This window comes from Streptomyces sp. NPDC001663 (assembly GCF_042893105.1).
Taxonomy (GTDB): Bacteria; Actinomycetota; Actinomycetes; order Streptomycetales; family Streptomycetaceae; genus Streptomyces.
Genome location: NZ_JBIAUR010000012.1, coordinates 155,744 through 178,849, shown reverse-complemented (window position 1 = coordinate 178,849; position 23,106 = coordinate 155,744). Strand labels below are relative to the sequence as shown.

Below are 23,106 nucleotides of genomic sequence, written 5' to 3'. Positions count from 1 at the left end.
GGGCGCAGGATCAAAGAATGCCTGCCCGACCGGCAGCAGCAACCCAGGTCGGGAACTCGGACAGAAGCCGATCGTAGAGGTCCTGGTCGGGGACTGAACTGATGTCGTCAACGGCGAAGAACCCCACGTTGTCGACGCGGCGGCCGGGCAGGGTGTCGAAGCGTTCCAGCACTCCGTAGTTGGACCGTCCCAAACCCACGAACTGCCAGAAGATCGGTTCCTCAACCGCTTCCCGGAGCTCCCGCTCGATCGCGGAGTTGCGGTAGACGCCTCCATCGGAGAAGAACAGCACCAGGGTGGGGACAGGGGCCGGTTCTTCCCGGACATACGCACGGACTTCGGCGATCGCCTTCTGTTCTTCGTTCTGGATGCCGACCGTACGCATGTCGACCTGACCGGCTTCCAGTCCCTTACGGGGTTTCTTGCTTCTGCGGAAGAGGCTCAGTTCTCCTACCCGGACGTGAAGCCGCAGCCATTCGGGAAGGTCTCTCAGACGCAGGTCAGGCAGCCGTGCCGCGTTCGAAGCGAACGTCCAAGCCTGCATCTCACCATCATCGTCAAGCTGTGCGGCAACAGCCGCCATACGCTCGACTACGTCGGCCACGACACCCTTGGAATACAGGAAAGACATGGAACCGGATGCGTCCAGGACCAGGATGACGCGTGCGGTGACCCCGACTGCTCCATGCTTCCTCAGACTGACCGCCACCTGCTCCTTGCGCAGGGAGAGACGCTTGCGCATGTCGACGGGCAACTGCTCTTCGCCGTTACCAAGGTGCGGGCCGGCAGGCGTCTTGGCAGGGAGGGGTGATGCGAGAACAGGTGCCGTCGGCAGAGCGGACGTGTCCGGAGGGGCATCGTCAACAGTGATCCCGAAATCGGTGGCCAGCCCAGCGAGCCCGGAGGCATAGCCCTGCCCGACTGCTCGGAACTTCCACCGCCCCGCTCGTAGGTACAGCTCACCGCCGATGAACGCGGTCTCCGTCCCAGCCTCCATGTGGAACCGCGCGATCTCGGTCCGCGTCGCGGGGTCCAGCAGTCTCAAGGTCAGTCCAGGCACCTGACCGAACGTTCCGCCGTCGGCCGACGCCCCCAGTACGACCCGTTCGACGGCCGGTTCTAGCGAGCTCAGATCCACCTCGATCGCGTCGGTCAGGACACCCCCGGCACTCTGCTTCCCGAGATGCGTCACCGCGTTCGATGCATGTCGCGGCTGGTTGTAGAAGACGAAGTCACCATCGTCACGAACGCGGCCTGCCGCAGTGAGCAGCAACGCCGATGCGTCGACATCGGGCACATCAGGTCCCTCGGACCAAGCCAGCTCAACGCGCACTGCCGGAACATCGACGGGAAGGTTGGCGCCCTTGCTCAGTGCTCTCGCTGTCATGGAGTCAGTCTGCCCAGCCGAGAGAGCCGAAGGGCCGGCTTCCCGAGGTCTCAAGGGAAGCGATGCCCCGGAGAGCCGGGGCATCGAACCCTGTTCTCAGTCCGCAATCGGCAGGTAAACCCTGTTCCCGCTGGCCGCGAACTCCTTCGACTTCTGGAGCATCCCCTCAGCGACCTCCTCAGCCGTCGCCCCCGCAGCCGCCGTACCGCCGAACTGCGCTGTGATGCTTTGGCTGATCTTCATCGAGCAGAACTTCGGCCCGCACATCGAGCAGAAGTGGGCGGTCTTGGCCGGCTCCGCAGGCAGGGTCTCGTCGTGGAACTCCCGTGCCGTGTCCGGGTCCAGGGCGAGGTTGAACTGGTCCTCCCACCGGAACTCGAAGCGGGCGTCGGACAGCGCGTCGTCCCACTCCTGCGCACCGGGGTGCCCCTTGGCGAGGTCGGCCGCATGGGCGGCGATCTTGTAGGTGATGACGCCGGTCTTGACGTCGTCCCGGTTGGGCAGGCCCAGGTGCTCCTTGGGCGTGACGTAGCAGAGCATCGCCGTGCCCCACCAGGCGATCATCGCGGCGCCGATGCCGGAGGTGATGTGGTCGTACGCCGGCGCGACGTCCGTCGTCAGCGGGCCGAGCGTATAGAACGGAGCTTCATCGCAGATCTCCTGCTGAAGGTCGATGTTCTCCTTGATCTTGTGCATGGGGACGTGTCCCGGGCCCTCGATCATGGTCTGTACGTTGAAACGCTTGGCGATCGTGTTGAGTTCCCCGAGCGTCCTCAACTCCGCGAACTGCGCCTCGTCGTTGGCGTCCGCGATCGAACCCGGCCTGAGGCCGTCGCCCAGCGAGTAGGTGACGTCGTAGGCGGCCAGGATCTCGCAGAGTTCCTCGAAGTTCTCGTACAGGAACGACTCCTTGTGGTGCGCGAGGCACCACGCGGCCATGATCGAACCGCCGCGCGAGACGATGCCGGTCTTGCGGTTCGCGGTGAGCGGGACGAACGGCAGGCGGACACCCGCGTGGACGGTCATGTAGTCCACGCCCTGCTCGGCCTGCTCGATGACCGTGTCCTTGTAGATCTCCCAGGTCAGCTCCTCGGCGCGACCGTCGACCTTCTCGAGGGCCTGATAGAGCGGCACCGTGCCGATGGGGACGGGGGAGTTGCGCAGCACCCACTCGCGGGTGGTGTGGATGTTGCGGCCGGTGGACAGGTCCATGACGGTGTCAGCGCCCCAGCGGGTCGCCCAGGTCATCTTCTCGACCTCTTCCTCGATAGAGGAAGTGACCGCGGAGTTGCCGATGTTGGCGTTGACCTTCACCAGGAACCGCTTGCCGATGATCATCGGCTCGATCTCCGGGTGGTTGACGTTGGCCGGCAGCACCGCGCGCCCCGCCGCGATCTCCTCGCGGACCACCTCGGGCGACACGTTCTCGCGGACGGCCACGAACTCCATCTCCGGCGTGATCTCACCGCGGCGCGCGTACGTGAGCTGGGTGACCGCCTTGCCGTCGCGGCTCCGGCGCGGCTGGCGCGGCCGCCCCGGGAAGACCGCGTCGAGGTTGCGCAGACCACCTCGCGGTGAGGTGTGCTTGATCCCGTCGTCCTCGGGACGGACGGGGCGGCCCGCGTACTCTTCGGTGTCGCCGCGAGCGATGATCCAGTTCTCCCGCAGCGGAGCGAGCCCCCTGCGGACGTCGGTCTCGACGAGCGGATCGGTGTACGGGCCCGACGTGTCGTACAGCGTGACCGACTGCCCGTTGGTGAGGTGCACCTGACGGACAGGCACGTGCAGATCGGGGCGTGAGCCCTCGACATACGCCTTGTGCCAGCCGATGGACTTCCCGGCCTCCTGGGACTTTTCACCCGCGATGGGCTGTTCGTCCTGGCTGGAGGCAGGCGTGCGTGCGTCCTTGTTGGTCATGAGACCTACTCCCTACGCCGGCATTACCCGGTAACAGGTTCGGCGGTCGACGCAGCGGTTTCCGTCTGCCGACGTTTCGTGGGGAACATCACTCGACTTCGGTGATGTTCCACGTGAAACATCGCTGGGACGGAGGTCAGCGCCCTCTCAGCCCGGTGCTCCGAGCTCCCGCGTGTGCAAAGGTGCCTCCACGCTAGCGTCAATTCGGGCGCGGTGAACAGGGGGCCCCTGTCGTTCTTGCGATGATCGGGCGGTGACCACGACACATCAGCCCCCGTACCCACCACCCGAGCCGCCCCGCCGGCCCGGCTATGGCAGCGGCCCCGGACACGGCAGCGGCCGTGCCGACAGCCGCGGATACGGCAGCGATTTCGACGGTGCACACGATCACGATTCGGGACACGGCCACGAGTCCGGACACGGCCATGGATCCGGACACGGCCATGGATCCGGGCACGGTCACGGACCCCGGTCGGACGGCGGACACGGGCACGATCACGGCGACCATGGACACGGTCCCGGCTCCGGCGGCGGGCACGGGCACAGTCACAGCCACGGTCCGGCAGCTCCCGTCTCCAAGCACCTGCGCAAGGTCATCGCGGCGATCCTCATCCCGTTCGCCGCGGCCGTCGTGGTCGGGCTCGTCGTGCTGTGGCCCGGCGGTGCCCCTTCGCACGAGCGCACCGGAGTGGGCTTCGACCGGCAGACCCAGCAGGCGACCGTCACCAAGGTCGTGAGCGTGAGCTGCAAGTCGGTCAACGCCTCGGGCGAGACCCCGACCGGCGACACCTCCACCGCCGAGGGCTCCTCCGCGAAGCAGGAGGCGAACGGCACCTGCAAGAAGGCGACGATCCGCGTCGACTCCGGCAAGGACAAGGGCCGTACCTTCACCGAGATCGTGCAGCCGGACCAGTCACGGCAGTTGCACGAGGGTGAGAAGGTCGTGGCCGCCTACGAGCCCTCGGCGCCCAAGGACCTGCAGTACTCGGTCACCGACGTGAACCGCAGGTTCCCGATGGCGCTGCTCGCCGGCATCTTCGCGCTCGCCGTCGTGGTGGTGGGCCGGATGCGCGGCGTCATGGCACTGGTCGCGCTGGCCGTGAGTTTCCTGGTGCTGACGTTCTTCATCCTGCCCGCGATCCTGCAGGGTTCGAATCCGCTGCTGGTGGCGGTCATCGGGGCGAGCGCCATCATGCTGATCGCCCTCTACATGTGCCACGGCCTGTCGGCTCGTACGTCCGTGGCCGTGCTGGGCACGCTGCTCTCGCTGGTACTGATCGGCTTCCTGGGATCGGGGTTCATCGGCTGGGCCGCGCTCACCGGCAACACCGACGACAACACCGGCCTGATCCATGGCCTGTATCCGTCGATCGACATGAGTGGTCTGCTGCTCGCGGGCGTCATCATCGGCTCGCTCGGTGTCCTCGACGACGTGACGGTCACGCAGACGTCGGCGGTCTGGGAGCTGCACGAGGCCAATCCGTCGATGGGCTGGCGGGGGCTGTACCGGGCGGGCATCCGCATCGGCCGCGACCACATCGCGTCCGTCGTCAACACACTCGTTCTCGCCTACGCGGGCGCCGCGCTGCCGTTGCTGCTGCTGTTCTCCATCGCGCAGAGCAGTGTGGGGACGGTCGCCAACAGCGAGCTCGTCGCGGAGGAGATCGTGCGCACGCTGGTGGGCTCGATCGGCCTGGTCGCCTCCGTGCCGGTCACAACGCTGCTCGCGGCGCTGGTGGTCGCGGCCGACCGTCCGGGACCGGAGCAGGCCGCGACGGCGGCCGTCACGGCACCGGCTCAGGCGCAGACCCGCACGGGGCACGGCCGCCGCCGCAAGCGCTGAGGCGAACGGCACGTGCGCCGCCGGGGCGCGCGGGTGGAAGCGGTCCGACAACTGCCGCCCGGGCAACCGAGGAAAGGCGTCCGACGGCCGCCGAGGCACCCGGGGAGAGGATCCGGTGGCCGCCCGGCCCCGGCTCGAGGAGAAGCGTTACTGCACACCCCCAAAGCCCGCGCTGAAGCGTTCCGCCGACTCCGCGTCGTGCCGCTGCCGTTTCAGCCCGCGCTCTGCTCCTCCGCCAGGATGCGGTCCAGCGCCTCGTCGAGGTGGGCGTCGAAGTCCGCGAGGGAGCCCTCCTGACCGAGCGGCACCAGCTTGTCGGTGCGGTCGAGGAAGGCGATGAGAGGCGCCGTGGACGAGCGGAACAACGCCTGGTCGCAGCCGACCTGAAGCCGGATCAGTACCTCTCCCAGCGAGTCGGGTTCGGCGGGCGAGACGCGCACGTCGCCCTCTCCGCACGGCCTACCGACCCCGTCGATCAGCAGCTCGCGACCGAACGCCCAGGTCACCGGGGCATCACCGGGGAGATGGAAGGTCAGCCGTACGGCATAGGGATCGCAGGTCTCGTAACGCAGTTCCACCGGGATGCGGAAGGAGAGCTCCTCGGAGACGAGGAAGCTCATCATGACCTCTGCCTGTACGGACTCGCGCATCGCCTACCCCGTCATTGTGAAGCCGACTGGCTGGGAATGATCCCGGACACTGGTGGAATCTTGCTGAACGTACACGGCAGATCACAAGGAGTGAGTTTTCAGATACTGATAGAGATCGCGAGCGATCCCAGCAGTCGTCCCACTTCGCTCTGCAACTGCTGCGCCGCGGAAAGCAGCCGATCAGCCTGATGAGAAGGCAGCGAAATGGCCATCGTCGCGGCCGTGGTGCCCACGGTGATCGGAATCGCCGCGCACACCGTCCCCAGCGCGTACTCCTGCCGCTCCGTGACCGGTTCCATGCGCCGCATCCGCTCCAGCCGGCGGAGCATGGTGTGGTTGTCACGCACCGTGTACGGGGTGATGGACTGCACGGGGTACCGGTCGAGGTGGTCGCGCCGGGCGTCGTCGTCCAGCTGGGACAGCAGGCACTGCCCGATCGCGTGCGCGTGCGCGGTCTCGCGGAAGTCGGCCCACTCCTCGACCGCCGGGTTGCCCGGGGTGTCGGAGACGCACCTGAGGTCGATCTCGCCGTCCCGGTACAGGGCGTAGTAGACGGGCACGCCGATCGCGTCCCGCCAGTGGGCGAGTGCGTCGACGATCACGCTGCGACGTTTCTGCTCGGCTCCGCTGCTGCTCAGCCGCGCGGCGGCTTCACCGAGGAAGAACAGCCCCTTGTCGCGATGCAGATACCCCTCGTGCACGAGGGTGCGCAGTAGGTGGTACGCCGTGGGGAGCGCCAGGCCGGTCTCGCGGGCCAGCTGTTTTGCAGGTGCTCCGTGTTCGTGTCCGGCAACGCATTCCAGGAGGCGCATGGCCCGCTGGACGGATCCGATGAGGGTCGCGGACTGTGCGGGTGCGGCAGGAGGCGCCGGGTGCGTCGGTGCCGGGTGTGCGGTCCGCTGTGACGGCGCCCGAGGTGCCGACGCTGCCGTCGCACGCTCCTGCATGGAGGGGCCCGGCTGCTCGGGGGGCCGGATGCGGCGTCCCGGAGGCGGGACTTCGGCCCGGGCCGGGGTTGGGGGTACGTGGGGATCCGTGAGTGCGGTGTCTACCGTGGCCAAGGGTCACTCCCGAAGCGCGAGGGGGCAGCCCGTGCTGGGGGAACACGGGAGGGGGTGTACGCCGCTCGCGGGGTCGTCCCCGCGTCGAATTCCGGACTCTAACCGCCCACCACCGCCTGGGGACGGCCTGCCCGGAAAACTTCCCTCGCGCGAGGGAACCGGTGATTCCTGTTACCGGTCACCGGTTTCCCAGGGCCCTCACCAGTCGCTGCGTGACGAGGAGCTCGACATGAACTTCCGTACGACGTAGATCAGTCCGCCGACCAGTGCCACGAAGACCAGCAGCTTGAAGAGCAGTCCGATGACGAAACCGACGACGCTCGCTATCAGCCCGCCGAACACAACCAGGGCGATGACCGGCACCGCGATCCACTTCACCCACCACGGCAGTCCCGCGAAGATTTCTCCCATTGCCCTAGTCCTTACCTCTCCGCCCAACTGCTGTGCAGGGGCCCATTGATGTCCTGCACTCGATGCTAGGGCCGGGAGGGGTCCCGGCGGGGGCCTCGCACCCCTTGTCCTCCCCTGATCGATCCCCTAGGGAACCCCGAGACGGCGGCTCAGCTTTCCGGCGGAGAGAACACCACGAGCACCCGCAGGTCCTCGCTGATGTGATGGAACTTGTGGGCGACACCGGCCGGCACATAGATCACGCTTCCGCGCGCCACCTGGGTGGTCTCCAGGCCGACGGTGATCGCGGCGCGGCCGCTCACAACGAAGTAGACCTCGTCCTGGTTGTGAGGCTTTTGTGGATCATGCTCGCCCGCGTTGAGCGCGTACAACCCGACCGACATGTTCCGCTCACGCAGAAACTGCAGGTAGGCACCCTCGTTGGCGGCGCGCTCCGCCTCCAGTTCGTCCAGCCGGAATGCCTTCATCGCCGTTGCCGCCCTCGTCCCACTGCTCGTAGCCGATCTCGTCTGCCACGATCAGACACATGAAGAATTTCGTAGTCAAGACGATCGCCAACGCGGGTGCCCTGGCGGTCGCCGTATGGCTGCTCGACAAGATCACCCTGACCGGTGACAGCACGGGCAAGAAAGCCGGCACCCTGATCGTGGTGGCGCTGATCTTCGGTCTGGTGAACTTCCTGGTCAAGCCGATAGTGAAGCTCCTGAGCCTTCCGCTGCTCATCCTGACCCTCGGCCTGTTCACCCTGATCGTCAACGCCCTGATGCTGCTGCTGACCTCGTGGGTGGCCGACAAGCTCGACCTGAGCTTCCACGTCGAGGGCTTCTGGACCGCGGTCCTGGGCGGCCTGATCATCTCGATCGTCTCCTGGGCGCTGCACGTCGTCCTGCCCGACGAGGACTGACCAGGTCATGACCTACCGCGTCTGCTTCGTCTGCACCGGCAACATCTGCCGCTCCCCGATGGCCGAGTCCGTCTTCCGCGCACGCATTGCGGAGGCCGGGCTCGACGGCCTGGTCGAGGTCGACAGTGCCGGCACCGGCGGCTGGCACGAGGGCGACGGCGCCGATCCCCGCACCGTCTCCGTCCTCGAGGGGAGCGGCTACGACAGCGGTCACAGGGCCCGCCAGTTCCAGGCGTCCTGGTTCGCCCGCCTCGATCTCGTGATCGCCCTCGACTCCGGCCACCTCAAGGCCCTGCGCCGCCTCGCGCCCACCCCGGAGGACGCGGCGAAAGTGCGACTGCTTCGTTCCTACGACCCTGCAGCGGGCGACGACCTCGACGTACCGGACCCGTACTACGGGGGCAGGGACGGCTTCGAGGAGTGCCTTGAGATGGTGGAGGCGGCGAGCGAGGGTCTGCTCGCCGCGGTGCGCGAGCAGGTGGAGGGATGTGCGGCATGAGTGATTCCGCTGCGGGCAGGTCTTCGGGCGACGGTGACGGCACACGCGTGGTGCGCGCCGGGCTGCCCGAGCCGGTGAAGTACGAGCCGACCCTGCCCGGCCCGGCGTTCGCCGCTCACTACCATCTGCCGGGCGAGCCGACCGGGCCCTACACCTACGGCCGCGACGAGAACCCGACGTGGACCCTGCTGGAGCGCGCCGTCGGCGAGCTCGAGGCGCCCGGTCAGGACGGCGTGGAGACGCTCGTGTTCGCCTCCGGGATGGCCGCCATCTCTGCGGTGCTGTTCTCGCAGCTGCGCGCCGGCGACACGGTCGTACTGCCCAGCGACGGCTACCAGGCGCTGCCTCTGGTTCGCACGCAACTGGAGGCGTACGGCATCGAGGTGCGCACCGCACCGACCGGGAACGACGCCCAGCTCGGAGTCCTCGACGGCGCGAAGCTGGTGTTGCTCGAGACGCCGTCCAACCCCGGGCTCGACGTGTGCGACATCCGGCGCCTTGCGGAGGCGGCACACGCGCATGGCGCGCTCGTCGCCGTCGACAACACGCTCGCGACCGCGCTCGGACAGCGCCCGCTGGAGCTCGGCGCCGACTTCGCCGTGGCCAGCGGCACCAAGCAGCTCACCGGGCACGGGGACGTCCTGCTCGGCTACGTCGTCGGTCGTGACGCCGAGGCCATGGCCGCCGTACGCCGCTGGCGGAAGATCGTCGGCGCGATTCCGGGGCCCATGGAGGCCTGGCTCGCGCACCGTTCGATCGCCACGCTGCAGCTGCGCGTCGACCGGCAGAGCTCGACCGCCCTGGCCGTTGCCGAGGCGCTGCGGGAGCGGCCCGAGGTGACCGGCCTGCGCTACCCGGGGCTGCCCGACGACCCCTCGTACAAGGTCGCTTCGCAGCAGATGCGCCGTTACGGATGCGTCGTCTCCTTCACGCTGCCCACGCGCGCACGTGCCGACCGTTTCCTCGACGCGCTGCGGCTCGTGGACGACGCGACGAGCTTCGGCGGGGTGCGGTCCACGGCCGAGCGGCGCGGACGGTGGGGCGGGGACGCGGTGCCGGAGGGCTTCATCCGGCTCTCAGTCGGTGCCGAGGACCCCGAGGACCTGGTGGCGGATGTGCTCCGCGCGCTGGACGAGTCGGCGGAATGACCACTTCAGGGCCTGCTTCACGGACGCCCCGCCGGTGTCCGGCTACGCACAACGGACGGTCCGAGCCTCCCCCCTCGTGGCTCGGACCGTCCTCGGTTCTGCGCGCGAAGAACCGCGCGAACAAGGCTAGTTGACTCTGTGTCAGTGTCCAATCACAGTAGCGACAGAGACCTATCGACTTATTTATAGTTGGGCCCTGCCTGGGGCCGGGAGAAGGGCAGGGAACTGGGGAGGGCGAACCATGGATCTGGCCTTGCTGCGCACTTTCGTCACGGTGCACCGGGCCGGCTCCTTCACCCGTGCCGCCGCGTTGCTCGGCCTGTCACAGCCGGCCGTGACCTCCCAGATCCGCACGCTGGAGCGGCAGCTGGGCCGCCCCCTGTTCCTGCGGCAGGCCCGCGGAGTGACCCCGACGACCATCGGGGACGAGCTCGCGCACAAGGCCGCCCCACATCTCGACGCCCTGGTGGAGATCGCCGAGACCGGCCTCGACGACGAGTCCTCCTTACGGACCCTGCATCTCGCCGGCCCCCCCGAGTTCACCGCCGCACGGGCCCTGCCCGCCCTGACGGAGCTGACCGGCGAGGACGGCCAGGGCTTCGCGCTGCGCGCATCCTTCGGGAACGCCGAGGAGGCCCTGGAGGGACTGGCCGCCGGGCATCATGATCTGGCCATCAGTACGGCCCGTCCGCGCGGCGCCCTGCTCACGGCGACTGCGCTCTGCGACGAGGAGCACGTCCTGGTCGCCTCCCCGGGCCGGGCCGAGCAGATCGGCCCGGGGAAGCCGCGCCACAAGGGGGCGCCCGCGCTGGAGGACGTCCCCCTCATCGAGGTGCACGAGTCGCTGCCCTTCGTCTCCCGCTACTGGGCCTCCGTCTTCGACTCCCGGCCTGCCGCCCCGGGCACGGTCATCGTGCCTGATCTGCGCGCGGTACTGGCCTGCGCCGTCGCGGGCGCGGGGCTCGCGGTGCTGCCCCGCTATCTGTGCCGGACCGCGCTGGAGCGCGGCGAGGTCGTCGCCCTGCACGACCCCGCGGTGCCGCCGCTGCGGACGTACTTCCTGGTGGTCCGTACCGGCACGCTCGCGATGCCGCACATCGCGCGGGCTCACGAATGGCTGCTGCGGGCGGCTGCCGACTGGTGCTGACCAGCACTTTTCCGGCCGTCACGGGGCGAGTTCGACCGGTGACATCCCGCGATGTTTCACGTGGAACCAACCGGGCCACATTTCTCCCATGACCGTCCGACCCGTGGTCAAGCGCACCGCTCGTGCCGTTCTGCTGGACGGCGACAACCTGATCCTGATCAAGCGCACCAAGCCCGGTGTCGATCCCTACTGGGTCACGCCCGGTGGCGGGGTCGAGCCCGGGGACACGACCGTCGTCGACGCCCTGCACCGCGAGGTGTACGAGGAGCTGGGCGCCAAGATCACCGATGTGGTGCCCTGCTTCGTGGACACCGTGGAGCACATCGGGGAGGACGGCGGCGCGACCGGCGTGAAGGTGCAGCACTTCTTCGTCTGCCGTCTGGAGTCGATGGACCCGTCCCTGCGGCACGGTCCAGAAGTCGATGAGCCCGCCGGCGAGTACGAGATCGTGCGGGTGCCCTTCACCCGCGTCGGTATCGCCTCTGTCCATCTCGTACCGCTGTCCCTGCGGCACTACCTGGACGGCAACATCGAAGGCGTACGCGCCATGCACGCCCCGGACCTGGGCTGACACCCGGCGGCGCGTCAGCTTCCGGTGGCGACCAGTTCCTCCACCGAGTCGTGCCGTATGCGCTCCGACGGGATGCCGATGTTCCTGAGGGCGTCCACACCGCTGCGGATCATGCCGGGCGGGCCCGAGAGATAGGCGTCGTACTCGTTCCACGGGCCGTACTCGCGTATGGCGTCAGGGAGCTGGAGATGGGCCTGCTGGTCGATGACCGCCCGGACCGAGAGCCAGGGGTGGGACTGCTGGAGCCTGAGCATCGTGTCGATGTCGTACAGGTCGTGGTCGGTTCGGGCACCGTAGAACACCTCCACCGGCCGCCGTTCGCCGTGCTCGGCGACGTCCTCGACCAGTGCCTTGATGGGGGCTATGCCGGTGCCGCCGCCCAGGCACAGCAGACCACTGTCCGAGGTGTGGTCGACGGTCATCGAACCGGCCGGCGGGCCGAGGCGGATGATGTCGCCGGGCCGGGCGCGGTGCACCAGGGCGTTCGACACCCAGCCCGCGGGGACGGCCTTCACGTGAAACGTCAGCAGGCCGTCGGAGCGGGGTGTCGAGGCGAAGGAGTAGTGCCGCCAGATCCTCGGCCACCACGGCGTCTCCAGGCTCGTGTACTGGCCTGCGAGGAAGGGGTAGGGCTGGTCGGGCCGGACGGTGAGCACGGCGACGTCCGGGGTCCTGAGGTCGTGCGCGACGATCTCGGCGTACCACCAGGCGGGAGCGCGCAGTTCGTCCGCGGCCGCGGCGTCGATCATGACCTGCGAGATCGTCGTGTACGCCCGCACCCAGGCCGCCTCCATCTCGGCGTCCCAGATGCCGGAGGCGTACTTGCTCAGCGCGCCGATGAGGCACTCGCCGACTGCCGGGTAGTGCTCGGCCTTGGTGCCGTACTTGCGGTGACCGCGACCCAGGTTCTGCAGATACGCGACAAGGACCTCGGTGTTGTCGATGTGTTCGGCGGCCGTGAGCAGCGCCTTGAGCAATCGGTCCCGCTGGGTGTCCATGGCGGCCGGGAACAGCGACCGCAGTTCCGGGTGGCGCACGAAGAGCAGCGCGTAGAAGTACGAGGTGACCTTGTCGGCGATCGGGGCGACCTCGGCCATGGTCCGGCGGATCAGGAGGGCGTCCGGTGACGCGTTCTCTGCCTGGGCATGCACGCCGGCCTGTGGCTGCGGTGCTGACGGGGTGGACCGCTGGGCAGGCACGTGCAGGCCGTCCGTGAGCGCCTGCGTGGCCGTCGGCTCTGACGCAGGGGGCTGAGCGGCAGTCTCGGTTGCAACGGGGTGGGCCGAGGCACCGGTTGAGGCGGACGAGGACGCTCCTGCGGTCGCGGCGGACCGGCCTGTCTCAGCAGTGAAGGCGAGCTCGGCAGGTCGTGCGGCCTGCGTGGTGTCCTGCGCCGACTGCTCGTCGTCGGTGTCCGTCGTGGTCCGGCCCACCGGGCGCATCGCGGCAAGGCGGCTGCCCTCGGCCGCCTCGCGCCCGCTGCCCGGAGTCGTCTCCGGCTGCTTGTGCGGCGTGAACCAGCCGCCGCCCCCGCCGCCGGAAGTGCCGTTGTCGGCCGACGCGGTGGTCGGAGCGTCCATGGTGTGCCTCGCCTCGAACATCTTTCGGTCGGTCTGCGCACTTCCTCGGTCGGAAGATGCCTGCTTTCCCCCGTAGACGGCTTGCTTTCCCCGTTTCGTTCCGCGGCCAATGCGGCCACATTCAACCCGTATTCGTGATCCGTACGGACAAGTAAGGCGAGAGTGTGACATTGGCCGCAGTGCTCTCACCGCAGCATCCCATCCACGTGGACGCCTCGGCCGCATAACCGAAAATGCGGGTCTTCGATCTCTCCGTCCCGTTAGGCTGCGTTGCCCTGCTCTCGGTCCGCACCGGGTGGGTCCATCTCTCGCCCGGAGGCGAACCGGAGTCGACCCTACCGGCCACCGCTCCGATCACAAGTCCCCCCTGCCTCCACCACGAATGTGACAGGGGGCGAACCATCAATTCCTTCAATTACCGGGCGCGGCGCACCAATTCATAGGCTTCCCACAGATCCCCGCCCATGTACGAGTGTGTAGCGAGACCGGACAGATGGCGGTCCGCATTGACCGCTACGGAGACCGGCACCACACCGAACAGGTCCCTGTCCGACATCGAGTCGCCATAAGCAATGCAGTCGGCACGCGTGACCCCGAACTCCCTGCACAGCCGGTCTGCGATTTCGACCTTGGCCGCGGCACTGAGCACTCCGGCCGGATCCACGGGCTCGGTGAACGGCACTGCGGGAAAACGGGATCCGAACGCCGCGTGCGCTCCCCAGCCGGTCAGCCGCTCCACGAAAAAGGATGGCGAGAGGGATACGACGGCGCAGTAGTCGCCCCGCTCACGGATCTCCGCCCAGACGTCGCGAATGCGCTCCAGCCACGGAGCTCCTTCGAAGGCTGCCGTCACATGCGCCTCGGTGAGATCCGCCCAGAGCGCATACACCTGAGCTGCATACTGCGGCGGGTCTATGAGTCCCGCGGAGATCGCCTGATCGAGCGCGACCGTCTCGGCTTCCAGCCCCAGTTGCCGTGAGATCTCCACAGGAGACGAGGTGCCGCGCAGCAGTGTGCCATCGAGGTCGAAGAGGTGAAGTCTCGCCATGGGAGCCGAGGTTAATGGGCCCGACGTCCGACTCCTCTGGCACACCCCCGGATGCCCGGCGTTCGCCGGTGTTTCACGTGAAACACCCAGCTACTGTCGGCACGCTGTGCGCCAGGCCATGACATGGCCAAAAGCTCTTGCTTCTCACTGGAAACGGGTGGACGCCGAGGGCACCTGTCGGACAGCCTGACCTGCGTGTCGACTCCTTCCCTCGCCGCTCTCCCCATCCGCCGTCTGACGCCTCGCGATCTCACCGCCTGCGCCGACTTGTCCGAGGACCGGGGGTGGCCGCGCGAGGAGCACAAGTGGGGCTTCCTGCTCACGGCCGGGAAGGGATACGGCATCGACGATCCGAACGGCGGCCTGGTGAGCGCCTGTGTGGTCACCGAGTACGGGCCGCAGGAGCGCCCTGATCTCGGAGCCATCGGCATGGTGCTCGTCGCCGAACGGCACGCCCGTCAGGGCATCGGACGTCACCTGATGCGGCACGTCGTCTCGGCGATGGGCAGCACCCCACTCACGCTGCACTCGACGCCGTACGGCCGTCCCCTCTACGAGGAACTCGGCTTCAAGGCCACAGGCCGGGCCGAGATGCTGCGCGGACACTTCACTCCCGGCGGGACGGTGCCCGAGGTCGCCACGCGTGCCGCCACGGCCGAAGACCTGACCGCGATCCTCCGGCTCGACGAGGAGATCTTCGGGGCCGACCGCACCCACATCATCACGCGGCTGCCCGCCTTCGCCGACCAGTTGCGCGTCGCCGAGGAGAACGGCCGACTCACCGGGTACGCGGCCGCCTGGCCCAACATGGAGACCCATGTCGTCGGTCCGCTGATCGCCCGGGACACGGAGACGGCAAAGGCGCTCATCGCCTCGCTCGCCGCCCATACCGACCGCCCCCTGCGCACGGACATCGACGTACGGCACGAGGAGCTGCTGGCGTGGGCGAAGGAGCGGGGCCTGGTCTCCGTCGCGTTCAACTCGGTCATGACCTACGGGATCCCGGAACTGCCCGGCGACTGGACCCGGCGATTCGCTCCACTGACGGTGGCCGCAGGCTGAACTCCCTACGCCCGGCCGTACGTAAGGTGGAGCCATGGGAGATCTTGAAATTCGGCCCGCCGAAGCGGACGACGTGCCCGCGATCGTCGCCATGCTCGCCGACGACCCGCTGGGCGTCCAGCGCGAGTCACCGGACGATCTGACCCCGTACTTGGCCGCGTTGGAGCGACTCACCTCCGACCAGAACCAGCATCTGGTCGTCGCCGTCCGCGACGACCGAGTCGTCGGCACGCTTCAGCTCACGATCATCCCCGGTCTGTCGCGACGCGGTGCCACCAGGTCGATCATCGAGGGTGTCCGCATCCATGCCGATGAGCGCGGCAGCGGTCTGGGCACGCAGCTCATCGAGTGGGCGATCGACGAATCCCGGCGCCAGGACTGCCAGTTGGTCCAGCTGACCTCCGACAAGACCCGCACCGACGCCCACCGCTTCTACGAACGGCTTGGTTTCACGGCCTCACACGTGGGCTTCAAGCTCCAGCTGTGAGGCCATGAACCGAAGTCATGTTTCACGTGAAACAGGGCGCCCGTCGGCGACGGTGACTAGCCGATCCCCCGCCATCCGTCCGGGTCCACCCCACCGGGCACGGAAGCCTCCTCGTCGTACGGCTGACGCGTGAACACGAACGACCCGAGGTCCAGATGGCTCACGGTCCCGTCCGGGCGCCGTACGGCCCTCAGGAGCTCTCCGGCGTAGTAGCCCTCGAGTCCGGTCCAGGTGCCCTCGCCGTTCGCTCTGAAGCGCGAGCGGCGGCCGCTGCCGGCGAGCGGCTCGAGCGAGACGCCTCCGTCGGCCCCGAGCCGGAGGGCGAACGCATGCGTTCCCCAGTACCACGGTCCCGCCAACTCCAGTACGGACGGGTCGACTTCGGGCAGTGGCTGCCAGGGTTCGGGAATCCGCGGCTCGGCCTCGGCGACGATCCGTACGAGGTCCGCTCCGACGGCGCCCATTAGAGGGCCGGACGTGCAGTTGGCCAGCACGACGGCCGCGACATCGTCCTCCACGCTGATCGTGAGGTTCGCCAGAAAGCCCGGCAGTGACCCGGAGTGCCCCACGAGCAGCCGCCCGTCCCGATGCTGGATCTGCAGCCCGAGTCCGTACGCCGCTCCGTCCACGACATCCGCTGCCTCGGCCGGCGCCGCAGGTGTCCGCATCTCTCTCACGGTCTCGGCGCTCAGCACCCGGTCGTCCCCCTGCGTCAGGAAGGCGGCGAAGCGCGCCAAGTCACCTGTGGTGGACCAGAGTTGACCGGCCGGTGCCATGCGTCCTAGATCCTCGGCCGGTTCGGGCAGCATGACGTCGGCCCAGGGGTGCACGGCCCAGCCACCCGCATGGGGTGCCTGCGGGTGAGCGCTCGTACGGTCGAGGCCCAGGGGTTCGAGCACTTCACGCCGAAGTACCTCCTCCCACGGTGACCCTCGCAGCTTCTCCACGAGTGCACCCAGCACGGTGTAGCCGGGGTTGGAGTAGTGGAAACGACGGCCCACGGGATGCAGGAGAGGCTGCTCGCCCAGGACATCGGCGAGTTCGGGGCGAAGAGATCCCGGCGTGCGCTCCCACCAAGGCGCGGGCGACTCCGCCGCCAAACCGCTCGTGTGGGCGAGGAGGTCGGCGATGGTGGCCTCCCCCGCACCGGTGCCCGGCAGATGCTTCTCCAACGGGTCACCGAGGTCGAGGGCGCCCTCGTCGCGCAGCCGCAGTACGAGCACGGCCGTGAAGGTCTTGGTGATCGAGCCGATGCGGTACTGCACGTTCTCGTCCGGCCCGTGTCCGTCCACCGAGGTCCGCGCCCCGTGCCACACCGCCTGTCCGCCCCGCACCACCGCCGCGACCAGCGACGGTGCACGCCCTTCGGCCTGGGCCACGGCGATCCGGTGCAGCAGTGCCCGACGTGTACCGGGAAGCAGCTCTTCCTGAGATGTCGTCATGCTCCCAGTCCATCCCGCCGGACGCTCGGCCGTCGAGCGCATTTGCCCCGGGGGACGCCGGACCGGCCGATCAGGTCTGTGCCATGTCCACGAACCGCGAGTAGTGACCCTGGAAGGCAACCGTGATCGTCGCCGTCGGGCCGTTACGGTGCTTGGCCACGATCAGGTCGGCCTCGCCCGCTCGCGGCGACTCCTTCTCGTACGCATCCTCACGGTGCAGCAGGATGACCATGTCGGCGTCCTGCTCGATGGAACCGGACTCACGCAGGTCGGAGACCATCGGCTTCTTGTCGGTGCGCTGCTCGGGGCCACGGTTCAGCTGGGACAACGCGATGACCGGGATCTCCAGCTCCTTGGCCAGGAGCTTGAGGTTACGGGACATGTCCGAGACCTCCTGCTGACGGTTCTCGGCACGCTTGGAGCCGCCGGACTGCATCAGCTGGAGGTAGTCGATGACGACAAGCCTGATGTCGTTGCGCTGTTTCAGGCGGCGGCACTTGGCGCGGATCTCCATCATCGACAGGTTGGGCGAGTCGTCGATGAAGAGCGGTGCGGCCGAGACGTCCGGCATGCGCCGGGCCAGGCGTGTCCAGTCCTCGTCCGTCATCGTGCCGGAGCGCATGTGGTGCAGAGCGACACGGGCCTCGGCGGACAGCAGACGCATCGCGATCTCGTTGCGGCCCATTTCGAGGGAGAAGATGACGCTCGGCAGGTTGTGCTTGATGGACGCGGCCCGGGCGAAGTCCAGCGCGAGCGTGGACTTACCCATGGCGGGACGGGCCGCGATGACGATCATCTGGCCCGGGTGCAGGCCGTTGGTGAGCGAGTCGAAGTCGGTGAAGCCCGTGGGCACACCGGTCATCTCGCCGCTGCGCGAACCGATCGCCTCGATCTCGTCGAGCGCGCCCTCCATGATGTCGCCGAGCGGCAGATAGTCCTCGCTGGTGCGCTGCTCGGTGACCGCGTAGATCTCGGCCTGCGCCCGGTTGACGATCTCGTCGACGTCGTCGTCGGCCGCGTATCCCATCTGCGTGATGCGCGTGCCCGCCTCGACCAGGCGGCGCAGGACCGCCCGCTCGTGGACGATCTCCGCGTAGTACTCGGCGTTGGCCGCCGTCGGCACGGTCTGGACGAGCGTGTGCAGATACGATGCGCCGCCGACCTTGTTGATCTCACCGCGCTTGGTGAGCTCCGCGGCGATCGTGATGGGGTCGGCAGGCTCGCCCTTGGCGTAGACGTCGAGGATCGCCTGGAAGATCGTCTCGTGCGCCGGCTTGTAGAAGTCGTGGCCCTTGAGGATCTCGACGACGTCCGCGATGGCGTCCTTGGACAGGAGCATGCCACCGAGGACGGACTGCTCGGCATCGAGGTCCTGCGGCGGGACGCGCTCGAAGGAGGTGCCCCCACCCTCCCACTCGCCGTTGTCCCGGCCACGGTCGTGCTGGTCGTCTCGCCCCCGGCCCCCGTCGCCGCGTCGGCGGGAGGCAGGCAGACGATCGCTTGGACCGCTGTCGGCCCACGGGTCGTCCAAGGGCTCGGAAATACTCACCGAGCCACCTCCTCCCGTCCGCCGCCGAGCGGACCTAGCCGTGCCATCTTTTCTACGGCACGGCACTGACAAATGAGAGGCCCAACTCCGGTTCTGGCACGTCGGTTTTCTGGCGGTTTCCCGGCCGACGCGAGGAGTGGGCGCCGGACCACGTTAGGCCTGCGGGCACCGTCAGCCAATCTGGTTATCCACAGGCCATGTGGACGACGGCCCGGATGCTGTGGAGAACTCCGCAAAACCTGTGCACGACACGGTGGACAGCCCTGTGAACAAGCCTCACCATCTCCGGTTACACCCATCTTGAACTGCAACTTTCCCGTCCACCGGTTGTGCAGAAGAAAAACTTCCCCAGTCGGACCAAGATCCCTTCGAACGGTATGCGAAAGAGCACACGACGACAGGAGAGGTAAGGACCACAAACCCTTTGCATCTCTTACCTGTGGACGATTAGATTGATGCTCATGACACAGGCTCCCGCGATCCCCAAGGCCACCCGGCGGCAGCACGACCGAGAGATCGTCGCACTGGCCGTCCCGGCCTTCGGCGCACTCGTCGCCGAGCCTCTCTTCGTCATGGCCGACAGCGCGATCGTCGGTCATCTCGGCACGGCACAGCTCGCCGGATTGGGCGTCGCCTCGGCCCTCCTCACGACAGCGGTCAGCATCTTCGTCTTCCTCGCCTACGCCACCACGGCAGCCGTCGCCCGACGCGTCGGCGCCGGCGACCTCCAGGCCGCCATACGCCAGGGCATCGACGGCATCTGGTTGGCGCTCCTTCTCGGTGCCGCCGTCATCGCCTTCGTCCTCCCCACGGCACCGTCCCTTGTCGAACTCTTCGGCGTTTCCGACACGGCCGCCCCGTACGCGACCACGTATCTGCGCATCTCGGCCCTCGGCATCCCCGCCATGCTCGTGGTCCTTGCCGCGACCGGTGTCCTGCGCGGCCTGCAGGACACCAGGACGCCGCTCTACGTCGCCGTCGCGGGCTTCGTCGCAAACGCCGGACTCAACGCCGGTCTGGTCTACGGCGCCGACCTCGGCATCGCGGGCTCCGCCTGGGGAACCGTCATCGCGCAGTGCGGCATGGCCGCGGTCTATCTCACCGTGGTCGTCCGCGGAGCCCGTAGACACGGCGCCTCACTACGCCCCTACGCGGCGGGGATCAGGGCCTCCGCACAAGCCGGCGTGCCCCTGCTGGTCCGCACTCTCTCGCTGCGAGCGATCCTGATGATCGCCACTGCCGTCGCCGCCCGCCTCGGCGATGCCGACATCGCGGCACACCAGATCATTCTTTCCCTGTGGAGCCTGCTCGCCTTCGCCCTCGACGCCATCGCCATCGCCGGTCAGGCCATCATCGGGCGCTATCTCGGAGCCGGGGACTCCCAAGGTGCCCGTGATGCCTGCCGCCGCATGGTGCAGTGGGGAACCGCGGTGGGCATCACCCTCGGCGTGCTGGTGGTGCTCGCCCGGCCGGTGTTCCTGCCGTTGTTCACCAGCGATGGTTCGGTGAAGGACGCTGCGCTTCCCGCCCTGCTCGTAGTGGCCCTCTCCCAGCCGATCTGTGGCGTCGTCTTCGTCCTGGACGGCGTCCTGATGGGAGCGGGCGACGGGCCGTATCTGGCCTGGGCCATGGTGGTCACCCTTGCCGTCTTCACCCCGGTGGCGCTGCTCATCCCGGCACTCGGCGGCGGTCTCACCGCGCTCTGGGGCGCCATGACGCTGATGATGGCGGTGCGCATGCTGACCCTCTGGGTGCGGACGCGCTCGGGCGGCTGGATCGTCACGGGCGCCACCCGCTGACTGTTTCACGTGAAACCGACGTTTCACGTGAAACATGCGCGCTGTCGTACCAAGCCCGAGCACAAAGGGCTGGGGTACGAAGAAGGGGCCGCACCCATGACGGGCACGGCCCCTTCTCTCAGCTGTTCAAGCCGAGCGCGGCGATCAGGCCGCGACAACCTCGATGTTGACCTTGGCGGCAACCTCGGGGTGCAGACGCACGGACGTCTCGTGGGCGCCCAGGGTCTTGATCGGCGAACCGAGCTCGATGCGACGCTTGTCGACCTCGGGGCCGCCCGAAGCCTTGATCGCGGAAGCGATGTCGGCCGGGGTGACGGAGCCGAAGAGACGGCCGGCGTCGCCGGAGCGGACGGCCAGGCGGACCTTGACGCCCTCGAGCTGGGCCTTCACAGCGTTGGCCTGCTCGATGGTCTGGATCTCGTGGATCTTACGAGCACGACGGATCTGCTCGACGTCCTTCTCGCCACCCTTGGTCCAGCGGATCGCGAAGTTCCGCGGGATCAGGTAGTTGCGAGCGTAACCGTCCTTGACGTCGACGACGTCGCCCGCGGCACCGAGGCCGGAGACCTCGTGGGTGAGGATGATCTTCATGTGTCGGTCACCCTTCCCTTATCGCGCGGTGGAGGTGTAGGGCAGCAGCGCCATCTCACGGCTGTTCTTGACGGCCGTGGCGACGTCACGCTGGTGCTGCGTGCAGTTGCCGGTCACGCGGCGGGCACGGATCTTGCCGCGGTCGGAAATGAACTTCCGCAGCATGTTCGTGTCCTTGTAGTCCACGTACGTGACCTTGTCCTTGCAGAAAGCGCAGACCTTCTTCTTAGGCTTGCGCACAGGCGGCTTCGCCATGGTGTTTCTCCTGTGTGATCAAGAAGTTTGGGTGCGACCCACCCTCGCCCCGATCAAGCCCGGCAACCCGGGCCCGAAGGGCTTAGAAGGGGGGCTCGTCCGAGTAGCCGCCGCCACCGCCGCCGCCGGAGTTTCCACCCCAGCCGCCGCCACCGCCGCCGCCCTGGTTGCCACCGGCGGGAGCGCCGGTCGCCCACGGGTCGTCGGCGGGAGCACTGCCGCCCTGCTGACCGCCGCCGGAGCCACCGCCCCAGCCGCCGCCACCCTGGCCGCCACCGCCGCCGTAACCGCCCTGGCCCTGCCCACCGCGGCCAGCGGTCTTGGTGACCTTGGCCGTGGCGTTGCGCAGGCTGGCGCCGACTTCCTCGACGTCCAGCTCGTAGACCGTGCGCTTGACGCCCTCACGGTCCTCGTAGGACCGCTGCTTCAGCCGGCCCTGCACGATGACGCGCATGCCTCGCTGGAGCGACTCGGCGACGTTCTCCGCCGCCTGACGCCAGACCGAGCAGGTCAGGAACAGGCTCTCGCCGTCCTTCCACTCGTTGGTCTGACGGTCGAAGGTACGGGGAGTGGACGCGACACGGAACTTCGCGACCGCCGCACCGGAAGGGGTGAAGCGCAGCTCGGGGTCATCGACAAGATTGCCGACGACCGTGATGACGGTCTCGCCTGCCATGGGGAACCTCTCGGCGGGTTTGCTCTGGCTGCTTGGTTGCTGCTACTCGAATCCCGAGATCAGCTGAGCTGGAGAGCTCAGTGGGTCTCGGGGCGGAGGACCTTGGTCCGGAGGACCGACTCGTTCAGGTTCATCTGGCGGTCGAGCTCCTTGACGACCGCAGGCTCGGCCTGCAGGTCGATGACCGAGTAGATGCCCTCGGGCTTCTTCTTGATCTCGTACGAGAGACGACGACGGCCCCAGGTGTCGACCTTCTCGACCTTGCCGTTGCCCTCACGGACGACGGAGAGGAAGTTCTCGATCAGGGGGGCGACGGCGCGCTCCTCCAGATCGGGGTCGAGGATGACCATCACCTCGTAGTGACGCATGTGGAACCCACCTCCTTTGGACTCAGCGGCCACGGTCGTTCCGTGGCAGGAGGGTTGTGATGCGTACGCAACGGTATCGGTCGCCACTGACAATCGGGGGTCGGTGAACGACATCCCCGGGCTGGCCTGGGCATATCCCTGGCTCTGTCTGGGCAAACACCGGTGCAGACGGTACAGAGTACCCGCACACCGGCTTCCGGTTGAAATCCGGCCGCGGGGACCGTCAATCTGTACACATCGGGTGTGTATGGCGCTACGATGCGCCGCCTTTCGCAGGAGGTGCCCTATGGCACAGGCATTGCGACCCAACACCGTCGGAGGCCTCTTCGCCACGGACGGCAAGCCCCACCCGCTCCAGGACACGCTGCTCGCGGTGACCCTGGTGCTCGGTGTGACGGCGTTCGTGACGGGCTTCTTCGACAGCCTGCACCTGCTCAGCTCCTGGACCGGCCTGGTGGGAGTCCTCACCGGCGCGTACGGCCAGTGGATCTCGGTGACGACCCGCGAGCGCTTCGGACTCATCCTGGGTCTCGGCGCCTCAGCGGTCGGCTTCTTCCTCGGCATGGCGCACGGCGGCCTCTTCGGCGGGGTCATCGGCTGACGCCAGGGACACCGTCTCCCGAACTCCACATAAAGGACCACGCAACGCCTCGGCGGCCCCCGGGCCGGGGCGCAGGTTCCGTACGCCCAGTCGGGGCGCTCGCAAGGCGC

At 68.0% G+C, this 23,106-nt stretch carries 24 protein-coding genes and 1 riboswitch; of the genes, 10 read left to right on the top strand and 14 right to left on the bottom strand.

Going from position 1 to position 23,106, the window contains the following annotated elements; translation table 11 throughout:
- Positions 1-10 precede the first annotated feature (10 nt).
- Positions 11-1,387, bottom strand: coding sequence for a VWA domain-containing protein (locus ACFY1L_RS34875; protein WP_388833159.1), 1,377 nt, complete (start codon positions 1,385-1,387; stop codon positions 11-13).
- A gap of 96 nt (positions 1,388-1,483) precedes the next feature.
- Positions 1,484-3,304, bottom strand: a complete 1,821-nt coding sequence (gene thiC / locus ACFY1L_RS34870; protein ID WP_388833156.1) for a phosphomethylpyrimidine synthase ThiC — start codon at positions 3,302-3,304, stop codon at positions 1,484-1,486.
- Positions 3,297-3,486: riboswitch (TPP riboswitch) on the bottom strand. It overlaps the preceding gene by 8 nt.
- A gap of 71 nt (positions 3,487-3,557) precedes the next feature.
- Between thiC and ACFY1L_RS34865 the strand changes: the two genes are divergently transcribed.
- Entirely contained in the window at positions 3,558-5,147 is a 1,590-nt protein-coding gene (locus ACFY1L_RS34865) for a YibE/F family protein (protein WP_388833153.1), read from the top strand.
- A 212-nt stretch (positions 5,148-5,359) separates the two neighbouring features.
- On the opposite strand, the gene ACFY1L_RS34860 is transcribed toward ACFY1L_RS34865, so the two are convergent.
- The 4 genes from ACFY1L_RS34860 to ACFY1L_RS34845 all read right to left on the bottom strand — a co-directional run bounded on the left by ACFY1L_RS34860 (position 5,360) and on the right by ACFY1L_RS34845 (position 7,736).
- Positions 5,360-5,797 carry an SsgA family sporulation/cell division regulator gene (locus ACFY1L_RS34860; RefSeq protein ID WP_361267921.1) on the bottom strand — a complete coding sequence of 146 codons (438 nt, stop codon included), beginning with the start codon at positions 5,795-5,797 and terminating at the stop codon, positions 5,360-5,362.
- 98 nt (positions 5,798-5,895) lie between these two features.
- The gene (locus ACFY1L_RS34855; protein WP_388833150.1) at positions 5,896-6,744 is read right to left on the bottom strand and encodes an IclR family transcriptional regulator; all 849 of its coding nucleotides are present in this window, start codon (positions 6,742-6,744) and stop codon (positions 5,896-5,898) included.
- A 312-nt stretch (positions 6,745-7,056) separates the two neighbouring features.
- A complete protein-coding gene (locus ACFY1L_RS34850; protein WP_190071059.1) occupies positions 7,057-7,269 on the bottom strand; it encodes a DUF5326 family protein in 213 nt (70 codons plus the stop codon).
- A gap of 149 nt (positions 7,270-7,418) precedes the next feature.
- Positions 7,419-7,736: a cupin domain-containing protein gene (locus tag ACFY1L_RS34845; RefSeq protein ID WP_361267927.1), complete on the bottom strand. Its 318-nt coding sequence runs from the start codon at positions 7,734-7,736 to the stop codon at positions 7,419-7,421.
- A gap of 59 nt (positions 7,737-7,795) precedes the next feature.
- On the opposite strand from ACFY1L_RS34845, the gene ACFY1L_RS34840 reads away from it, so the two are divergent.
- From ACFY1L_RS34840 to ACFY1L_RS34820, 5 genes are all read left to right on the top strand, one after another.
- On the top strand, positions 7,796-8,173 hold the full coding sequence (locus ACFY1L_RS34840; protein ID WP_388833145.1) for a phage holin family protein: 378 nt from the start codon (positions 7,796-7,798) through the stop codon (positions 8,171-8,173).
- A gap of 7 nt (positions 8,174-8,180) precedes the next feature.
- Positions 8,181-8,672, top strand: coding sequence for a low molecular weight protein-tyrosine-phosphatase (locus ACFY1L_RS34835; protein ID WP_388833142.1), 492 nt, complete (start codon positions 8,181-8,183; stop codon positions 8,670-8,672).
- Positions 8,669-9,820 carry a cystathionine gamma-lyase gene (locus ACFY1L_RS34830; protein WP_388833139.1) on the top strand — a complete coding sequence of 384 codons (1,152 nt, stop codon included), beginning with the start codon at positions 8,669-8,671 and terminating at the stop codon, positions 9,818-9,820. Before ACFY1L_RS34835 ends, ACFY1L_RS34830 begins: the two co-directional genes overlap by 4 nt.
- A 241-nt stretch (positions 9,821-10,061) precedes the next feature.
- The gene (locus ACFY1L_RS34825; RefSeq protein ID WP_388833136.1) at positions 10,062-10,967 is read left to right on the top strand and encodes a LysR family transcriptional regulator; all 906 of its coding nucleotides are present in this window, start codon (positions 10,062-10,064) and stop codon (positions 10,965-10,967) included.
- An 88-nt stretch (positions 10,968-11,055) separates the two neighbouring features.
- The gene (locus tag ACFY1L_RS34820) at positions 11,056-11,538 is read left to right on the top strand and encodes an NUDIX hydrolase (RefSeq protein WP_351472992.1); all 483 of its coding nucleotides are present in this window, start codon (positions 11,056-11,058) and stop codon (positions 11,536-11,538) included.
- A gap of 14 nt (positions 11,539-11,552) precedes the next feature.
- Here the strand turns inward: ACFY1L_RS34820 and ACFY1L_RS34815 are convergent, their stop codons facing one another.
- Together ACFY1L_RS34815 and ACFY1L_RS34810 are read right to left on the bottom strand one after the other, a co-directional pair.
- Entirely contained in the window at positions 11,553-13,118 is a 1,566-nt protein-coding gene (locus ACFY1L_RS34815; protein ID WP_388833134.1) for a globin domain-containing protein, read from the bottom strand.
- Between the two features lie 415 nt (positions 13,119-13,533).
- Positions 13,534-14,166: an HAD family hydrolase gene (locus ACFY1L_RS34810; protein WP_388833132.1), complete on the bottom strand. Its 633-nt coding sequence runs from the start codon at positions 14,164-14,166 to the stop codon at positions 13,534-13,536.
- Between the two features lie 195 nt (positions 14,167-14,361).
- On the opposite strand from ACFY1L_RS34810, the gene ACFY1L_RS34805 reads away from it, so the two are divergent.
- Together ACFY1L_RS34805 and ACFY1L_RS34800 are read left to right on the top strand one after the other, a co-directional pair.
- Positions 14,362-15,228, top strand: coding sequence for a GNAT family N-acetyltransferase (locus tag ACFY1L_RS34805; protein ID WP_388833130.1), 867 nt, complete (start codon positions 14,362-14,364; stop codon positions 15,226-15,228).
- A gap of 34 nt (positions 15,229-15,262) precedes the next feature.
- Positions 15,263-15,715: a GNAT family N-acetyltransferase gene (locus ACFY1L_RS34800; protein WP_388833128.1), complete on the top strand. Its 453-nt coding sequence runs from the start codon at positions 15,263-15,265 to the stop codon at positions 15,713-15,715.
- Positions 15,716-15,771: 56 nt separating this feature from the next.
- On the opposite strand, the gene ACFY1L_RS34795 is transcribed toward ACFY1L_RS34800, so the two are convergent.
- Both ACFY1L_RS34795 and dnaB read right to left on the bottom strand, forming a co-directional pair.
- On the bottom strand, positions 15,772-17,157 hold the full coding sequence (locus tag ACFY1L_RS34795) for a serine hydrolase domain-containing protein (RefSeq protein ID WP_388833126.1): 1,386 nt from the start codon (positions 17,155-17,157) through the stop codon (positions 15,772-15,774).
- A 70-nt stretch (positions 17,158-17,227) separates the two neighbouring features.
- Positions 17,228-18,706 (bottom strand): replicative DNA helicase, encoded by a 1,479-nt coding sequence (gene dnaB, locus ACFY1L_RS34790; protein WP_388833123.1) that lies wholly within the window; start codon positions 18,704-18,706, stop codon positions 17,228-17,230.
- A 461-nt stretch (positions 18,707-19,167) separates the two neighbouring features.
- On the opposite strand from dnaB, the gene ACFY1L_RS34785 reads away from it, so the two are divergent.
- Positions 19,168-20,505: an MATE family efflux transporter gene (locus tag ACFY1L_RS34785; RefSeq protein ID WP_388833120.1), complete on the top strand. Its 1,338-nt coding sequence runs from the start codon at positions 19,168-19,170 to the stop codon at positions 20,503-20,505.
- A 144-nt stretch (positions 20,506-20,649) separates the two neighbouring features.
- On the opposite strand, the gene rplI is transcribed toward ACFY1L_RS34785, so the two are convergent.
- The 4 genes from rplI to rpsF form a co-directional block, all read right to left on the bottom strand.
- Positions 20,650-21,096: a 50S ribosomal protein L9 gene (gene rplI / locus ACFY1L_RS34780; RefSeq protein WP_250073675.1), complete on the bottom strand. Its 447-nt coding sequence runs from the start codon at positions 21,094-21,096 to the stop codon at positions 20,650-20,652.
- 18 nt (positions 21,097-21,114) lie between these two features.
- Positions 21,115-21,351 (bottom strand): 30S ribosomal protein S18, encoded by a 237-nt coding sequence (rpsR, locus tag ACFY1L_RS34775; RefSeq protein WP_003949403.1) that lies wholly within the window; start codon positions 21,349-21,351, stop codon positions 21,115-21,117.
- Between the two features lie 82 nt (positions 21,352-21,433).
- Positions 21,434-22,027 (bottom strand): single-stranded DNA-binding protein, encoded by a 594-nt coding sequence (locus tag ACFY1L_RS34770; RefSeq protein WP_388833117.1) that lies wholly within the window; start codon positions 22,025-22,027, stop codon positions 21,434-21,436.
- Between the two features lie 77 nt (positions 22,028-22,104).
- The gene (rpsF, locus tag ACFY1L_RS34765) at positions 22,105-22,395 is read right to left on the bottom strand and encodes a 30S ribosomal protein S6 (protein ID WP_005482942.1); all 291 of its coding nucleotides are present in this window, start codon (positions 22,393-22,395) and stop codon (positions 22,105-22,107) included.
- A gap of 286 nt (positions 22,396-22,681) precedes the next feature.
- On the opposite strand from rpsF, the gene ACFY1L_RS34760 reads away from it, so the two are divergent.
- Entirely contained in the window at positions 22,682-22,996 is a 315-nt protein-coding gene (locus ACFY1L_RS34760) for a hypothetical protein (RefSeq protein WP_388833114.1), read from the top strand.
- Positions 22,997-23,106: the final 110 nt, after the last annotated feature.

Bases quoted from the DNA above. Each gene is read 5' to 3' on its own strand.
- ACFY1L_RS34875 (WP_388833159.1), bottom strand. From the start codon at position 1,387: ATGACAGCGAGAGCACTGAGCAAGGGCGCCAACCTTCCCGTCGATGTT.
- thiC (WP_388833156.1), bottom strand. From the start codon at position 3,304: ATGACCAACAAGGACGCACGCACGCCTGCCTCCAGCCAGGACGAACAG.
- ACFY1L_RS34860 (WP_361267921.1), bottom strand. From the start codon at position 5,797: ATGCGCGAGTCCGTACAGGCAGAGGTCATGATGAGCTTCCTCGTCTCC.
- ACFY1L_RS34855 (WP_388833150.1), bottom strand. From the start codon at position 6,744: ATGCAGGAGCGTGCGACGGCAGCGTCGGCACCTCGGGCGCCGTCACAG.
- ACFY1L_RS34850 (WP_190071059.1), bottom strand. From the start codon at position 7,269: ATGGGAGAAATCTTCGCGGGACTGCCGTGGTGGGTGAAGTGGATCGCG.
- ACFY1L_RS34845 (WP_361267927.1), bottom strand. From the start codon at position 7,736: ATGAAGGCATTCCGGCTGGACGAACTGGAGGCGGAGCGCGCCGCCAAC.
- ACFY1L_RS34840 (WP_388833145.1), top strand. From the start codon at position 7,796: ATGAAGAATTTCGTAGTCAAGACGATCGCCAACGCGGGTGCCCTGGCG.
- ACFY1L_RS34835 (WP_388833142.1), top strand. From the start codon at position 8,181: ATGACCTACCGCGTCTGCTTCGTCTGCACCGGCAACATCTGCCGCTCC.
- ACFY1L_RS34830 (WP_388833139.1), top strand. From the start codon at position 8,669: ATGAGTGATTCCGCTGCGGGCAGGTCTTCGGGCGACGGTGACGGCACA.
- ACFY1L_RS34825 (WP_388833136.1), top strand. From the start codon at position 10,062: ATGGATCTGGCCTTGCTGCGCACTTTCGTCACGGTGCACCGGGCCGGC.
- ACFY1L_RS34820 (WP_351472992.1), top strand. From the start codon at position 11,056: ATGACCGTCCGACCCGTGGTCAAGCGCACCGCTCGTGCCGTTCTGCTG.
- ACFY1L_RS34815 (WP_388833134.1), bottom strand. From the start codon at position 13,118: ATGGACGCTCCGACCACCGCGTCGGCCGACAACGGCACTTCCGGCGGC.
- ACFY1L_RS34810 (WP_388833132.1), bottom strand. From the start codon at position 14,166: ATGGCGAGACTTCACCTCTTCGACCTCGATGGCACACTGCTGCGCGGC.
- ACFY1L_RS34800 (WP_388833128.1), top strand. From the start codon at position 15,263: ATGGGAGATCTTGAAATTCGGCCCGCCGAAGCGGACGACGTGCCCGCG.
- ACFY1L_RS34795 (WP_388833126.1), bottom strand. From the start codon at position 17,157: ATGACGACATCTCAGGAAGAGCTGCTTCCCGGTACACGTCGGGCACTG.
- ACFY1L_RS34785 (WP_388833120.1), top strand. From the start codon at position 19,168: ATGACACAGGCTCCCGCGATCCCCAAGGCCACCCGGCGGCAGCACGAC.
- rplI (WP_250073675.1), bottom strand. From the start codon at position 21,096: ATGAAGATCATCCTCACCCACGAGGTCTCCGGCCTCGGTGCCGCGGGC.
- rpsR (WP_003949403.1), bottom strand. From the start codon at position 21,351: ATGGCGAAGCCGCCTGTGCGCAAGCCTAAGAAGAAGGTCTGCGCTTTC.
- ACFY1L_RS34770 (WP_388833117.1), bottom strand. From the start codon at position 22,027: ATGGCAGGCGAGACCGTCATCACGGTCGTCGGCAATCTTGTCGATGAC.
- rpsF (WP_005482942.1), bottom strand. From the start codon at position 22,395: ATGCGTCACTACGAGGTGATGGTCATCCTCGACCCCGATCTGGAGGAG.
- ACFY1L_RS34760 (WP_388833114.1), top strand. From the start codon at position 22,682: ATGGCACAGGCATTGCGACCCAACACCGTCGGAGGCCTCTTCGCCACG.